We start from the raw sequence: 13,649 nt of genomic DNA, 5'->3' as shown, positions 1-13,649 counted from the left end.
CACGCGGCCGGCCATTCTGGGCGCCGGTCACGCGCGGATCGCACTGTACATGAAGCAGGCGCTGAATTGGAAGGGGGCGTGCGTGCACAGCGAGGGCCCACCGCCAGCTCCGTGCACCCTGGCAACAGTGCAGGCGGCATCCCGCTGTCATCTTCATGTAAGCTCGGCGCGAATTCCAACGTAGCCCCGAGGAGATCCCCCATGCTGATAGGCGTGCCGGCCGAGACTGTGCCCGGCGAAACCCGAGTGGCCGTGACTTCGGAGACGGCCAAGAAGCTTGTCGCGCAGGGGCACACGGTGCGTGTGCAGTCCGGCGCCGGCGTTGCTGCGTCGCTCACCGATGCCGCCTACCAGGGTGCCGGTGCCGAGATCACCGATGCCGCTGGCGCCTTTGCCTGCGAGCTCGTGCTCAAGGTGCGTGCACCCACGCACGCCGAGGCTGCGCTCATGAAGCCTGGCACCGTGGTGGTGGGCATGCTCAACCCCTTCGATGCCCAGGGCCTGCAAAGGCTCGCGGAGGCCGGCCTCACCGGCTTTGCGCTGGAAGCCGCCCCCCGCACCACCCGCGCCCAGAGCATGGACGTGCTCTCTTCCCAGGCCAACATCGCCGGCTACAAGGCCGTCATGATCGCCGCCGACCGCTACCAGCGCTTCTTTCCCATGCTCATGACCGCTGCGGGCACCGTCAAGGCCGCGCGCGTCGTCATCCTGGGCGTCGGCGTCGCTGGCCTGCAGGCCATCGCCACTGCCAAGCGCCTGGGTGCCGTCATCGAGGCCTCGGACGTGCGCCCCTCCGTCAAGGAGCAGGTTGAGTCCCTGGGCGCCAAGTTCATCGACGTGCCCTACGAGACCCAGGAAGAAAAGGAAGCCGCCGAAGGCGTCGGCGGCTATGCCCGCCCCATGCCCCAGAGCTGGCTCGATCGCCAGAAAGCCGAAGTCGCCAAGCGCGTGGCCCAGGCCGACGTCGTCATCACCACCGCGCTCATCCCCGGCCGGCCCGCCCCCGTGCTCGTCACCGAGGACATGGTCAAGGCCATGAAGCCCGGCTCCGTCGTCGTCGACCTCGCCGCCCCCCAAGGCGGCAACTGCCCCCTGACCGAGCCCGGGCGCACCGTCGTCAAGCACGGCGTCACCCTCGTGGGCGAGACCAACCTGCCCGCCCTCGTGGCCGCCGACGCCTCCTCGCTCTACGCGCGCAACGTGCTCGACTTCCTCAAGCTCGTGCTCCCCAAGGAGGGCGGCTTCAAGATCGATCTCGAAGACGACATCGTCGCTGCCTGCCTGATGAGCCGCGACGGCCAGCTCACCCGCAAGTAAGAACAAGCCGAACGAGGAGAAAGCCATGGACCCGGTATCCCATACCGTCATCAACCTGATCATCTTCGTGCTGGCCATCTACGTGGGCTACCACGTGGTCTGGACCGTCACCCCTGCGCTGCACACGCCGCTGATGGCCGTGACCAACGCCATCTCCGCCATCGTCATCGTGGGCGCCATGCTCGCGGCCGCGCTCACCACCACCTGGCTGGGCAAGGGCATGGGCGTGCTGGCCGTGGCCCTGGCAGCGGTCAACGTCTTCGGCGGCTTCCTCGTCACCCGGCGCATGCTGGAGATGTTCAGGAAGAAGGACAAGAAGGCCCCGGCTGCTGCAGCGGCCAAGGCGGGGGGCCACTGACCATGTCGATGAACGTCGTCACGCTGCTGTACCTGGTCGCCAGCGTCTGCTTCATCCAGTCCCTCAAGGGCCTGAGCCATCCGACCACCTCGATCCGCGGCAACATGTTCGGCATGGCCGGCATGGCCATCGCCATCCTGACCACCGCGGCGCTGATCGTGCAGCTCGCCGGCGGCAGGGGCCAGGGCATGGCCTGGGTGCTGCTGGGCCTGGTGGTGGGCGGCGGCTACGGCGCCTACCGCGCCAAGACTGTCGAGATGACCCAGATGCCCGAGCTGGTCGCCTTCTTCCACAGCATGATCGGTCTGGCGGCTGTCTTCATCGCGGTGGCGGCCGTGGTCGAGCCGTGGGCCTTCGGCATCACGCCGCCTCCGGTGGCTGCGCTCATCGGGGGCAACACGCCCGAGGGTGCCTACGTGGTCGACGGCCTGGCGCGCTGGGCGATTCCGGCGGGCAACCGGCTGGAGCTGTTCCTGGGCGCGGCCATCGGCGCCATCACCTTCAGCGGCTCGGTCATCGCCTTCGGCAAGCTCTCGGGCAAGTACAAGTTCCGCCTGTTCCAGGGTGCGCCGGTGCAGTTCAAGGGCCAGCACATGCTCAACCTGGTGCTGGGGCTCGCGACCATCGGCCTGGGGCTGGTGTACATGGCCACCGAGAGCTGGACTGCCTTCTTCCTGATGCTGCTGCTGGCCTTCGTGATGGGGGTGCTGATCATCATCCCGATCGGCGGGGCGGACATGCCGGTGGTGGTGTCGATGCTCAACAGCTACTCGGGCTGGGCGGCCGCGGGCATCGGCTTCAGCCTGAACAACGCCATGCTGATCGTGGCGGGCTCGCTGGTGGGCAGCTCGGGGGCGATCCTGAGCTACATCATGTGCAAGGCGATGAACCGCTCGTTCTTCAACGTGATCCTGGGCGGCTTCGGCGGCGAGCCGGCAACGGCCACGGGCGCGGCCCAGGAGCAGCGCCCGGTCAAGAGCGGCAGCGCCGACGACGCGGCCTACATGCTCTCCAACGCCGAGACCGTGATCATCGTGCCCGGCTATGGGCTGGCGGTGGCGCGCGCGCAGCACGCGGTCAACGAGCTGGCGCAGAAGCTCACCGAGAAGGGCGTGACGGTGAAGTACGCGATCCACCCGGTGGCCGGGCGCATGCCGGGGCACATGAACGTGCTGCTGGCGGAGGCCGAGGTGCCCTACGACCAGGTGTTCGAGATGGAGGACATCAACGGCGAGTTCGCGCAGGCCGACGTGGCGATCATCCTGGGGGCCAACGACGTGGTGAACCCGGCCGCGCTCACCAAGGGCACGCCGATCTACGGCATGCCGATCCTGGAGGCCTACAAGGCCAAGACGGTGATCGTGAACAAGCGCAGCATGGCCGCGGGCTATGCCGGGCTGGACAACGAGCTGTTCTACATGGACAAGACCATGATGGTCTTCGGCGACGCCAAGAAGGTGGTCGAGGACATGGGCAAGGCGATCGAGTAAGAGCGGCGGCGCTCCGTGGCACGCCGCCCGAGCCGAGAAGGCCGGGCGGCGTTTCCGTAACCAGAATCCAGAATCCATTGAGGAGACATATCGATGACAGACCGTCCCTGGCTCAGCAGCTACCCGCAAGGCGTACCGGCCGACATCGACGCTTCGCGCTACCCATCGCTGGTCGCGCTCATGGAGGAGAGCTTCTCGAAATTCGGCAATCGCACGGCCTACAGCTTCATGGGCAAGGACATGGACTACGGCGAGGTCGACAAGCTGAGCCGCGCCTTCGCCAGTTACCTGCAGGGCCTGGGCCTGGCCAAGGGGGATCGCGTCGCAGTGATGATGCCCAACTGCCTGCAGTACCCCATCGCGGTTTGCGGCATCCTGCGCGCCGGGCTGATCCTGGTGAACGTGAACCCGCTCTACACGCCGCGCGAGCTGGAGCATCAGCTCAAGGATTCGGGTTCGAAGGCCATCGTGATCATGGAGAACTTCGGCAACACGCTGCAGCAATGCATGGGCGCCACGCCGGTCAAGCATGTGGTGCTGAGCGGCATGGGCGACCGGCTCGGGCTGCTCAAGGGCGCGCTGGTCAATTACGTGGTGCGCAACGTCAAGAAGATGGTGCCCGCGTACAGCCTGCCTGGCGCCGTGCGCTTCAACGACGCGCTCGACAAAGGCAAGGGCCGGCCGGTGCAGACCGCGGCCATCGGGCCCGATGACGTCGCGGTGCTGCAGTACACCGGCGGCACCACTGGCGTCTCGAAGGGCGCGGTGCTGCTGCACCGGAACGTGATCGCCAACGTGCTGCAGTCCGAGGCCTGGAACGACCCCGTCATGCAGAAGGTGCCGGCCGGTGAGCAGCCCACCAGCGTCTGCGCGCTGCCGCTCTATCACATCTTCGCCTTCACGGTGAACATGATGCTGTCCATGCGCACCGGCGGCAAGCTGATCCTGATTCCGAATCCGCGCGACATTCCAGCCGTGCTCAAAGAGCTGGCCAAGCACACCTTCCACAGCTTCCCGGCAGTCAACACGCTCTTCAACGGGCTGGCCAACCACCCGGACTTCAACACCGTCAACTGGAAGAACCTCAAGGTCTCCGTCGGCGGCGGCATGGCGGTGCAGGGCGCTGTCGCCAAGCTCTGGCTCGAGAAGACCGGCTGTCCGATCTGCGAAGGCTACGGCTTGTCGGAGACCTCGCCCTCGGCCACCTGCAACCCGACCACCAGCACCGCTTACACCGGCACCATCGGCGTGCCGCTGCCGAGCACCTACCTGAAGCTGCTGGACGACGAGGGCAGCGAAGTGCCGGCCGGGCAACCTGGCGAAATCGCGATCAAGGGCCCGCAGGTGATGGCGGGCTACTGGCAGCGCCCCGACGAGACGGCGAAAGTCATGACGGCCGATGGTTACTTCAAGTCCGGCGACGTGGGCGTGGTCGACGAGCACGGCTTCTTCAAGATCGTCGATCGCAAGAAGGACATGATCCTGGTCTCGGGCTTCAACGTGTACCCGAACGAAATCGAAGAGGTGGTGGCGCAGATTCCGGGCGTGCTCGAGTGCGCGGCAGTGGGCATTGCCGATGAGAAAACTGCCGAGGCAGTCAAGCTGGTCATCGTCAAGAAGAACCCGGAGCTCACCGAAGCGCAGGTGCGCGAGTTCTGCCGCGCCAACCTCACAGGCTACAAGCAGCCCAGGGTGATCGAATTCCGCACCGACTTGCCGAAGACACCGGTGGGCAAGATCCTGCGCCGCGAGCTGCGCGACAAGAAGTAGCGGGCAAATCTTTCCGTGGCGGCACCCGGCTTTTGGCTACTTGAGCCAGCCGCGCCTGCGGAAGTACCACATCGGCACCAGCGCGCTGGCTGCCATCAGCGCCAGCACGTAGGGATAACCTGCGCTGCCGAGGATTTGCAGCTCGGGAAACTGCATGTTCATGCCGTAGATGCTCGCGATCAGCGTCGGCGGCAGTAGCGCCACGCTGGCCACCGAGAAGATCTTGATGGTCTTGTTCTGGTTGATGTTGATGAAGCCGACTGTGGCGTCCATCAAAAAGTTGATCTTGTCGAACAGGAAGGCCGTGTGGTTGTCCAGCGATTCGATGTCGCGCAGGATCTGCCGCGCCTCCTCGAACTGATCGGCATTGAGCATGCGGCTGCGCATCATGAAGCTCACGGCGCGGCGCGTGTCCATCACGTTGCGGCGGATGCGGCCGTTCAGGTCTTCCTGGCGCGCGATCGCGGCCAGCACCTCGCCGGCCAGCTCGTCGCTCACGTTGCCTTCGAGCACCTTCTTGCCGGCGACTTCCAGCTCGTCGTAGATGTTCTCCAGCGAATCCGCCGAGTACTCCGCATCGGCGTCGAAGAGCTTGAGCAGCACCTCCTTGGCGTCCTCGATCAGTCCGGGCGCGCGGCGGGCGCGCATGCGCAGCAGGCGGAAGACCGGCACATCCTCGTCATGGATCGAGAACAGCACGCCGCGGCTGCGCAGCTCGGCGTTGTGCTGGTTGAGGATGAAGGCCACGCGCACCGAGCGCGGGTTTTCGTCGTCGTCGATCAGGAAGTCGCTGCGCACGTGCAGCTCGCCGTTGTCTTCTTCGTAGAAGCGCGCCGACTCCTCGATGTCCTCGTCCATCGCATCCTCGGGGATGGACAGGCCGTAGTACTGCTTGATCCAGCGCTTCTCTTCCAGCGTGGGCGATTCGAGGTCGACCCAGATGGGCTGGAACTTCGACAGTTCCTCGAGCGCTTCGATTTCTTCCTGGACGAGACGGCCGTTGGCGAGCGTGAAGATGTTGAGCATGGCTCACTCCCGGAGGGTGTTGTGACGTTGGCAAGGGGCATGGGGCGCTTTCAAGTCCCCGGCCAACGACACGTCACAGGGGAGTTGAAAGCTGCCGAGGCGGAACGGTGTCCATTCGAAGTCTCCGGTTGCAGCGAGGCGCGATTATGTCACCGGCCTCTTGCATTTTCCTGATGGGATCTGGATGGATATCCAGTAAAGTCGCGCTCGATGTCCAGCGTCGCGATCCCAATCCCCCTGCGCCAGGAGGAGCGCCTTGCCGCGGTGCTCGCCGAACTCAACGAGGCACAGCGCGCCGCCGTCGAGCACGGAGCCGGCCAAGCGGCACCCGACATGCGGCCGCTGCTCGTGATCGCCGGCGCCGGCTCGGGCAAGACCAGCACCCTGGCACACCGGGTGGCCCACCTGATCGCGCGTGGTGCCGATCCGCAGCGCATCCTGCTGCTGACCTTCTCGCGCCGCGCCGCGCAAGAGATGGAGCGGCGCGCCGGCCTGGTGCTGGCGAAAGTGCTCGGGTTGCGCTCGGAGGCGCCGCCAGCCCTGCCCTGGTCCGGCACCTTTCACGGCATCGGCGCCCGGCTGCTGCGCGAATATGCGGCCCAGATCGGGCTCGACGCCAGCTTCACGATCCACGACCGCGGCGACGCCGAGGACCTGATGGGTCTGGTGCGCAACGACATCGGCTTGGCGGCCATGGAGCGCCGCTTTCCGCGCAAGGGCACCTGCCTGGCGATCTACTCGCGCACCATCAACGGCGGCGCGCCGCTCGCCGAGGTGCTGGCCCAGGCCTTCCCGTGGTGCGCCGAATGGGAGTCCGAGCTCAAGCGCCTGTTCGGCGCCTATGTCGAGGCCAAGCAGGCGCAGCAGGTGCTCGACTACGACGACCTGCTCCTGTACTGGGCCGAGATGGTGGCCGAGCCCTCGCTCGCAGCGCAGGTTGGCGCGCGCTTCGACCATGTGCTCGTCGACGAATACCAGGACACCAACCTGCTGCAGTCCGCCATCCTGCGCGCCCTCAAACCAGATGGGCACGGCCTCACCGTGGTGGGCGACGACGCGCAGGCGATCTATTCCTTTCGCGGCGCCACGGTGCGCAACATCCTCGACTTCCCGGGGCAATTCACCCAGCCTGCACGGATCGTCACGCTCGAGCGCAACTACCGTTCGACCCAGCCGATCCTCGATGTCTCCAATGCCGTGATCGCTGCGGCCGCCGAACGCCATGCCAAGACGCTGTGGACCGACAAGCCCTCGATGGGCCGGCCCCAACTGGTGCTGGTCCCCGACGAGGCGCAGCAGGCCCGCTTCGTGGCGGAGCGCGTGCTGGCGCACCGCGAAGGCGGGTTGGCCCTGAAGTCGCAGGCCGTGTTGTTCCGCACCTCGAGCCACAGCGCGGCGCTGGAGCTCGAACTCGCCCGGCGGAACATCCCTTTCGTCAAGTACGGAGGTCTCAAGTTCCTGGAGGCGGCGCACGTGAAGGACTTGCTGGCGGTGCTGCGCTTTGCGCAGAACCCGCGCGGGCGCATGGCGGGCTTCCGGGTCACCCAGCTGATCCCGGGAATCGGGCCCGCCACCTCGGCGCGGCTGCTCGAGGCGATGTCACAGGCACAAGACCCGGCAGCCGTGGTGCAGGCTTTCCGGCCGCCTGCCGCCGCCCAGGAAGAGTGGGCGCGCTTCGCAGACATCTATGGGCAACTGCGTGCCCCCGAACTCGCCTGGCCGGCCGACATGGAGCTCGCGCTGCGCTGGTACCTGCCGCACCTGGAGCGGCTGCACGACGACGCCGGATTGCGCCGCGGCGACGTCGAGCAACTGGCCCGCCTGGCCTCCGGCTATGCCTCGCGCGAGCGCTTCCTGACCGAGCTCACGCTCGATCCGCCCGAGGCCACCAGCGACCGGCCCGGCCCCCCGCTGCTCGACGAGGATTACCTGATCCTCTCCACCATCCATTCGGCGAAGGGGCAGGAATGGCGTTCGGTGCACGTGCTCAACGTGGTCGATGGCTGCATTCCGGCCGATGTCGCGCAAGGTGCCCAGGAACTGGAGGAGGAGCGACGCCTGCTCTACGTCGCCATGACGCGTGCGCGCGACCACCTGCACCTGATCGTGCCGCAGCGCTTCTACGTGACCCAGCAGGCCGTGCGCGGGGACCGCCATCTTTATGCGGGGCGCACGCGCTTCATCTCGTCGGCCGAGGCCCGAAGTTTCGAGCAGATCACGTGGCCGCCCGCGCCCCCGAGCGCCCCCCCGGTCCCGCCGCCGGCCGCGGTCATCGACTTGCGCAAACGGCTGCGCGCGGCTTGGAGCTGAGCACGGCGTGCGGTCTTTAGCACTACACATTTGATAGCACGCGGGCCTTGACCACAAAGGCCCTCGGGGGATTGCGCCAGGAGGGATTGCAATTCGATGACAGCATGGGCATAGTGAACCGACCCCTTCCTCTTCTCTCTTCTCTCCCTCTCCCGCACTTCTTTTTTCGCCGGCCAGGCTTCACTTTCCATGAGGCAGGGCCATTTTCCCAACCGTCAATTCCAGGAGGTCATTCATGAATTTGACGATCAGCGGTCATCACCTCGACGTCACCCCCGCGCTTCGCAGCTACGTCACGAGCAAGCTGGACCGAATCACCCGTCACTTCGACCAGGTGGTCGATGTGAAGGTGATCCTCACGGTGGAAAAGCAGAAGGAAAAAGAAAGGCGCCAACGGGCCGAATGCAATATTCACGTCAAGGGCAGTGACATGTTCGCCGAGTCGAGCCACGCTGATCTGTACGCCGCCGTCGACGAGCTGGTCGACAAGCTCGACCGCCAGGTCGTGCGCCACAAAGAGTGCCTGAAAGACCACTTCCACGCTGCGCCGAAGCGCGTGATGTAGTGTCTCTTCGGGCAAACACTCTTGCGGGCCGCCTTCGGGCGGCTCTTTGCTTTTTGCGGGGCGGGTGCATAATCGCCCCCGCCCAGCCCCAACATGAACCGACTCGCGTCCATCCTGCCGCCCGCTCAAGTCCTTGTGAGCGTCGACGCCACAAGCAAGAAACGAGCTTTCGAAGAAGCGGGCTTGCTGTTTGAAAACCTTCACGGCCTGGGCCGCGCCCTGATCACCGACAGCCTGTTCGCCCGCGAGCGGCTGGGCTCCACCGGTCTGGGACATGGCGTGGCCATTCCCCACGGCCGCATCAAGGGCTTGAAGTCTCCGATGGCCGCGGTGTTCCAGTTGCAGAACCCGATTGGCTTCGATGCCCCGGACGAGCAGCCGGTGGTGCTCCTGATCTTTCTTCTGGTGCCCGAAGCGGCGACCCAGAAACATCTGGAAATACTCTCCGAGATCGCCGAGCTGCTCAGCGATGCCGGCCTGCGCGAACAGATCAAGTCCAGCAACGACGCCGCCCAGCTGCATGCCCTGATCGCAGGATGGCAATCGGCCCAGGTCGCTTGAAGCAAATCTGTCGTCCGGCGTCTGGCGCATGAAGCCGACCGTCATCAGCGCCGACTTGATGTTCGAGGAGTTCCGCGGCTCCTTGCGCTGGGAGTGGCTTGCGGGCCTTGGCGCCTCGGAGCGCCAGTTCGACCCCGGCGTCATCAGCCGCGCCCAATCGGCGGCAGACCTGGTCGGCTACCTCAACTACATCCATCCCTACCGCGTGCAGATCCTCGGCGCGCGCGAGGTGGCCTATCTCACGCGCGGTTCGCCCGACGACTGTGTGCGGCGCATCGCGCGCATCGTGACGCTGGAGCCGCCCATGCTGGTGCTGGCCGATGGCCAGGCAGCGCCGGACCAACTGCTGTCGATCTGCGAACGCGCGCAGCTCCCCCTTTTTGCGACCCGCGAGTCGTCGGCCTTCGTGATCGACCTGCTGCGCGCCTACCTCTCCAAGCACTTTGCCGAACGCACTTCGATGCACGGCGTGTTCATGGACATCCTGGGTCTTGGCGTGATGATCACCGGCGAGTCGGGCCTGGGCAAGAGCGAACTCGGCCTGGAGCTGATCTCGCGCGGCAACGGCCTGGTGGCCGACGATGCGGTCGACCTCTATCGCATCAACCAGACCACGCTCGAAGGGCGCTGCCCCGAGCTGCTGCAAAACCTCCTGGAAGTACGCGGCATCGGCCTGCTGGACATTCGCGCGATCTTCGGCGAGACCGCGGTGCGCCGGAAGATGCGGCTCAAGCTGATCGTGCACCTGGTGCGGCGCGACAGCTTCGAGCGCGACTACGAACGCATGCCCTCGGCGCCGCTGACCCAGGACGTGCTGGGCATCCCGGTGCGCAAGGTGATCATTCAGGTTGTGGCCGGTCGCAACATCGCGGTGCTGGTCGAAGCGGCGGTGCGCAACTCCATTCTCCAATTGCGAGGCATCGACACCTATGCCGACTTCGTGGCGCGGCACCACAAGGCGATGGAAGGCGCGCGGGACGACGACTGAGGGAATAGCGCAGCCGCGCTTGGCAGGGGCTCGCCCCGGCCCTGGCGGCAGTCCTAGCGCTTGCTCGTGCAGTCGGCGCAGAGCCCGTAGAGCGACATGGCGTGGTCCTGCAGGATCCAGCCCTTGTCCTTAGAGATCATTTGCTGGCGCCGCTCGATCTCGGCGTCGTAGAACTCCTCGACCTTGCCGCAGCCGGTGCAGATCAGGTGGTCGTGGTGCTTGCCCTCGTTGAGCTCGTAGACCGCCTTGCCGCTCTCGAAGTGGCTGCGCTCGAGAATGCCGGCCTGCTCGAATTGCGTGAGCACGCGGTAGACGGTCGCCAGGCCGATGTCGGAATGCTCGTTGAGCAAGACCCGGAACACGTCTTCGGCGGTCATGTGGCGCTGCCCGCCGTTCTGGAAGATCTCGAGAATCTTGAGGCGCGGCAAGGTGGCCTTGAGGCCGGTATTCTTGAGTTCGTCGATGTTGCCCATGGTCACTCCTGCGCCCGTCCCGGCGGAGGCTTCGAAGGGCCAGCCGCTACAATGGGTCGATCATATCGCTTGCCCTCCCGGCCCTTTCCCATGCCTGAGTTTTCCCAAGAAAGCCGCCTCTGGCTGCTCGCCGGCGCGGTCGCCACGATGCTGAGCCTGGGGGCCTGCAGCAGCTTCACCGAGCGCTCGCGCGGTGCCCTCTCTGCAATCACACCCTACAAGGTCGAAGTGGTGCAGGGCAATTTCGTCTCCAAGGAGCAGGTCGATCTGCTCAAGGCGGGCATGTCGCGCCAGCAGGTACGTGAAATCCTCGGCACTCCGCTGTTGACCGACGTGTTTCACACCAACCGCTGGGACTATGTCTTCACGATCCGGCGCCAGGGTGTCGATCCCCAGCAGCGGCGACTCACCGTTTTCTTCAACGGCGACGTCCTCGATCGCTTCGAGGGAGACACGATGCCCAGCGAGCAGGAATTCGTCGCCGCGGTCGATGCCCGCGGGCGAGCCGGCAAGGTGCCGGTGCTGGAGGCCACCGAAGACCAGCTCAAGAAGTTCGAGCCTTCCAAGGACAAAGGCAAGGACGCTGACGCCGACAGCTCGTCCGCCTCGCTGCCGCCGTTGCCGCCCAGCTATCCGCCGCTTGAAGCGGCACGCTAGCTAGCACGCTGGCCCCGCCGGCCGTACCGCCCGGCATTTTTTGAAGCTACCCGCGTGACCGACTCCTCTTCCACCATGACTCCGCCGCTGCGCCGCATCGCGATCGCCGGCGCCTCCGGCCGCATGGGGCACATGCTGATCGAGGCCGTGCGCGAGGCGCAGGACTGCCGCCTGGCCGGCGCCCTCGACGTCGCGGGCAGCCCGGCGATTGGCGGAGACGCCGCCGCTTTCCTCGGCTTCACCAGCGGCGTGCCGATCGTGTCCGACCTGCGCACCGGCCTGCAGGACGCCCAGGTGCTCATCGACTTCACCCGCCCCGAAGGCACGCTGGCGCATCTGGGCGTGTGTCGCGAACTGGGCGTGCAGGCCGTAATCGGCACCACGGGCTTCAGCGAGGCGCAGAAAGCCGAGATCGCAGCCGCTGCCAAAGACATCGCCATCGTGATGGCGCCCAATATGAGCGTGGGCGTCAACGTCACTTTCAAGTTGCTGGAGATGGCGGCCAAGGCCCTGTCCACCGGCTACGACATCGAAATCATCGAGGCACATCACCGCCACAAGGTCGATGCGCCCTCCGGCACTGCGCTCAAGATGGGCGAGGTGATCGCCGGCGCGCTGGGCCGTGACCTGAAGGACTGCGCCGTTTATGCGCGTGAGGGCGTCACTGGCGAGCGTGACCCCTCCAGCATCGGTTTCGCGACCATCCGCGGCGGCGACATCGTGGGCGACCACACGGTGCTCTTCGCGGGGACCGGTGAGCGCATCGAGATCACCCACAAGTCCGCAAGCCGTGCAACCTACGCGCAGGGCAGCCTGCGCGCGGTGCGCTTTCTGGCCGACCGCAAGAACGGGCTGTTCGATATGTTCGACGTGCTCGGGCTGCGCTAAAAGGCTGCCTGCGCAAGCAATGACGGTCCTGGAGCTGCTCACCCACGGTGATGGCGTCAGCCGCTCGGTGGCAGGCCTGCTGCTGCTCATGTCGGTTGCCAGCTGGGTCGTGATCCTCTGGAAGGCCTGGCTGCTGCGGGGCGGTAGCCGCGACGTGGTGCGCAGCATTGCGGCTTTCTGGCAGTCCGCCTCTCTGGGCGATGCCGAGGAGCGGCTGCGAGGCTTCGACCGCGCTGCGCTGGTCTTGCCGGCCGTGAGCGCAGTGCGCCAGGTGGGCGCGCAGGCCGATCCCGCCACGCTCGGCGGCGCGGTGGCCCGAGCCCAGCGCCTCACGCGGGTATTGCGCGATGCCCTGCATGCCGCCCTGCGGCGGCTGCAATCCGGACAGATCCTGCTTGCCACGGTTGGCGCCACAGCGCCCTTCGTCGGTCTGCTGGGCACCGTATGGGGCATCTACGGAGCGCTGACTGGCATCGCCGGGGAGCGCGGCGGCTTCACCATCGACAAAGTGGCGGGCCCCGTGGGCGAGGCGCTCATCATGACCGCGTTCGGCCTCGCAGTGGCCATCCCGGCCGTTCTGGCTTACAACGTGTTCGGCCGCGTGGTCGGCCGCATCGAGGCCGAGCTCGAAGGCTTCGCGCACGACCTGCTCGGCGCCCTCGGGGAGGAGCCGGCGCGCGAGGCGGTCCTGCCTCCCGCCCGCCCGATGCCTGCATAGCCGTCTCAGACTGCCATGGCCTTCGGTCGCACCTCCTTGGGCAGCAGCACCACCGGTGGCCGTGCGACCGGCGCCGGCGGGCAGCGGCCGCTGTCCGACATCAACGTCACGCCGCTGGTGGACGTGATGCTGGTGCTCCTAGTCATCTTCATCATCACCGCTCCGCTGATGGCGAGTTCGATCAAGCTGGACCTGCCGCGCACCGACGCCGGCCAGCCCGGCGACACGCCCAAGTTCGTGAGCCTTTCGGTGGACACGGCCGGTCGGCTGTTCCTCAACGACCAGCTGGTGACCGCCGAGGAGCTCGCGGCCCGTCTGCAGAAGGCGGCCGCCGACAGCCGCGACACCGAGGTCCAGCTGCGCGCCGACCAGGCCGTCCCCTATGGCCGCGTGGTCGAGCTGATGGGCATCGCGAACAAGGCCGGGCTCAGCCGCATCGGCTTCGTGACCGAGGCCCAGCCGGCCCGCAAGCCCTGACATCCTCCGCGGAGAGGGCGTGTGGCGGGGCTTCCCGCCGTTCATCGCGTG

At 66.4% G+C, this 13,649-nt stretch carries 14 protein-coding genes; 12 read left to right on the top strand and 2 right to left on the bottom strand.

Going from position 1 to position 13,649, the window contains the following annotated elements; all coding sequences use genetic code 11:
* Positions 1–201: 201 nt before the first annotated feature.
* The 4 genes from E5CHR_RS28480 to E5CHR_RS28465 all read left to right on the top strand — a co-directional run bounded on the left by E5CHR_RS28480 (position 202) and on the right by E5CHR_RS28465 (position 4,935).
* On the top strand, positions 202–1,317 hold the full coding sequence (locus E5CHR_RS28480) for a Re/Si-specific NAD(P)(+) transhydrogenase subunit alpha (protein WP_162582233.1): 1,116 nt from the start codon (positions 202–204) through the stop codon (positions 1,315–1,317).
* A gap of 25 nt (positions 1,318–1,342) precedes the next feature.
* Positions 1,343–1,675: an NAD(P) transhydrogenase subunit alpha gene (locus tag E5CHR_RS28475; RefSeq protein WP_162579642.1), complete on the top strand. Its 333-nt coding sequence runs from the start codon at positions 1,343–1,345 to the stop codon at positions 1,673–1,675.
* A gap of 2 nt (positions 1,676–1,677) precedes the next feature.
* Positions 1,678–3,165 carry an NAD(P)(+) transhydrogenase (Re/Si-specific) subunit beta gene (locus tag E5CHR_RS28470; protein WP_162579641.1) on the top strand — a complete coding sequence of 496 codons (1,488 nt, stop codon included), beginning with the start codon at positions 1,678–1,680 and terminating at the stop codon, positions 3,163–3,165.
* A 93-nt stretch (positions 3,166–3,258) separates the two neighbouring features.
* Positions 3,259–4,935: a long-chain-fatty-acid--CoA ligase gene (locus tag E5CHR_RS28465; RefSeq protein WP_162583128.1), complete on the top strand. Its 1,677-nt coding sequence runs from the start codon at positions 3,259–3,261 to the stop codon at positions 4,933–4,935.
* Between the two features lie 36 nt (positions 4,936–4,971).
* On the opposite strand, the gene corA is transcribed toward E5CHR_RS28465, so the two are convergent.
* Positions 4,972–5,961, bottom strand: coding sequence for a magnesium/cobalt transporter CorA (gene corA, locus E5CHR_RS28460; RefSeq protein WP_162583127.1), 990 nt, complete (start codon positions 5,959–5,961; stop codon positions 4,972–4,974).
* Positions 5,962–6,171: 210 nt separating this feature from the next.
* On the opposite strand from corA, the gene E5CHR_RS28455 reads away from it, so the two are divergent.
* From E5CHR_RS28455 to hprK, 4 genes are all read left to right on the top strand, one after another.
* Positions 6,172–8,271, top strand: coding sequence for an ATP-dependent helicase (locus E5CHR_RS28455; RefSeq protein ID WP_162583126.1), 2,100 nt, complete (start codon positions 6,172–6,174; stop codon positions 8,269–8,271).
* A 235-nt stretch (positions 8,272–8,506) separates the two neighbouring features.
* A complete protein-coding gene (gene hpf, locus E5CHR_RS28450) occupies positions 8,507–8,836 on the top strand; it encodes a ribosome hibernation-promoting factor, HPF/YfiA family (RefSeq protein ID WP_162583125.1) in 330 nt (109 codons plus the stop codon).
* Positions 8,837–8,929: 93 nt separating this feature from the next.
* The gene (locus E5CHR_RS28445) at positions 8,930–9,397 is read left to right on the top strand and encodes a PTS sugar transporter subunit IIA (protein ID WP_162583124.1); all 468 of its coding nucleotides are present in this window, start codon (positions 8,930–8,932) and stop codon (positions 9,395–9,397) included.
* Between the two features lie 28 nt (positions 9,398–9,425).
* Positions 9,426–10,385, top strand: a complete 960-nt coding sequence (gene hprK, locus E5CHR_RS28440) for an HPr(Ser) kinase/phosphatase (RefSeq protein WP_162583123.1) — start codon at positions 9,426–9,428, stop codon at positions 10,383–10,385.
* Positions 10,386–10,438: 53 nt separating this feature from the next.
* Here the strand turns inward: hprK and fur are convergent, their stop codons facing one another.
* On the bottom strand, positions 10,439–10,858 hold the full coding sequence (gene fur, locus E5CHR_RS28435; RefSeq protein WP_068681825.1) for a ferric iron uptake transcriptional regulator: 420 nt from the start codon (positions 10,856–10,858) through the stop codon (positions 10,439–10,441).
* A 90-nt stretch (positions 10,859–10,948) separates the two neighbouring features.
* On the opposite strand from fur, the gene E5CHR_RS28430 reads away from it, so the two are divergent.
* The 4 genes from E5CHR_RS28430 to E5CHR_RS28415 all read left to right on the top strand — a co-directional run bounded on the left by E5CHR_RS28430 (position 10,949) and on the right by E5CHR_RS28415 (position 13,598).
* The gene (locus E5CHR_RS28430) at positions 10,949–11,515 is read left to right on the top strand and encodes an outer membrane protein assembly factor BamE (protein ID WP_162583122.1); all 567 of its coding nucleotides are present in this window, start codon (positions 10,949–10,951) and stop codon (positions 11,513–11,515) included.
* 75 nt (positions 11,516–11,590) lie between these two features.
* On the top strand, positions 11,591–12,403 hold the full coding sequence (gene dapB / locus E5CHR_RS28425) for a 4-hydroxy-tetrahydrodipicolinate reductase (RefSeq protein ID WP_162583946.1): 813 nt from the start codon (positions 11,591–11,593) through the stop codon (positions 12,401–12,403).
* 19 nt (positions 12,404–12,422) lie between these two features.
* Positions 12,423–13,121 carry a MotA/TolQ/ExbB proton channel family protein gene (locus tag E5CHR_RS28420; RefSeq protein ID WP_162583121.1) on the top strand — a complete coding sequence of 233 codons (699 nt, stop codon included), beginning with the start codon at positions 12,423–12,425 and terminating at the stop codon, positions 13,119–13,121.
* A gap of 15 nt (positions 13,122–13,136) precedes the next feature.
* Positions 13,137–13,598, top strand: coding sequence for an ExbD/TolR family protein (locus E5CHR_RS28415; protein WP_162583120.1), 462 nt, complete (start codon positions 13,137–13,139; stop codon positions 13,596–13,598).
* Positions 13,599–13,649: the final 51 nt, after the last annotated feature.

The sequence above is a fragment of the Variovorax sp. PBS-H4 genome (assembly GCF_901827205.1).
GTDB lineage: Bacteria > Pseudomonadota > Gammaproteobacteria > Burkholderiales > Burkholderiaceae_C > Variovorax.
This window is presented reverse-complemented; position numbering and strand designations above follow the sequence as displayed.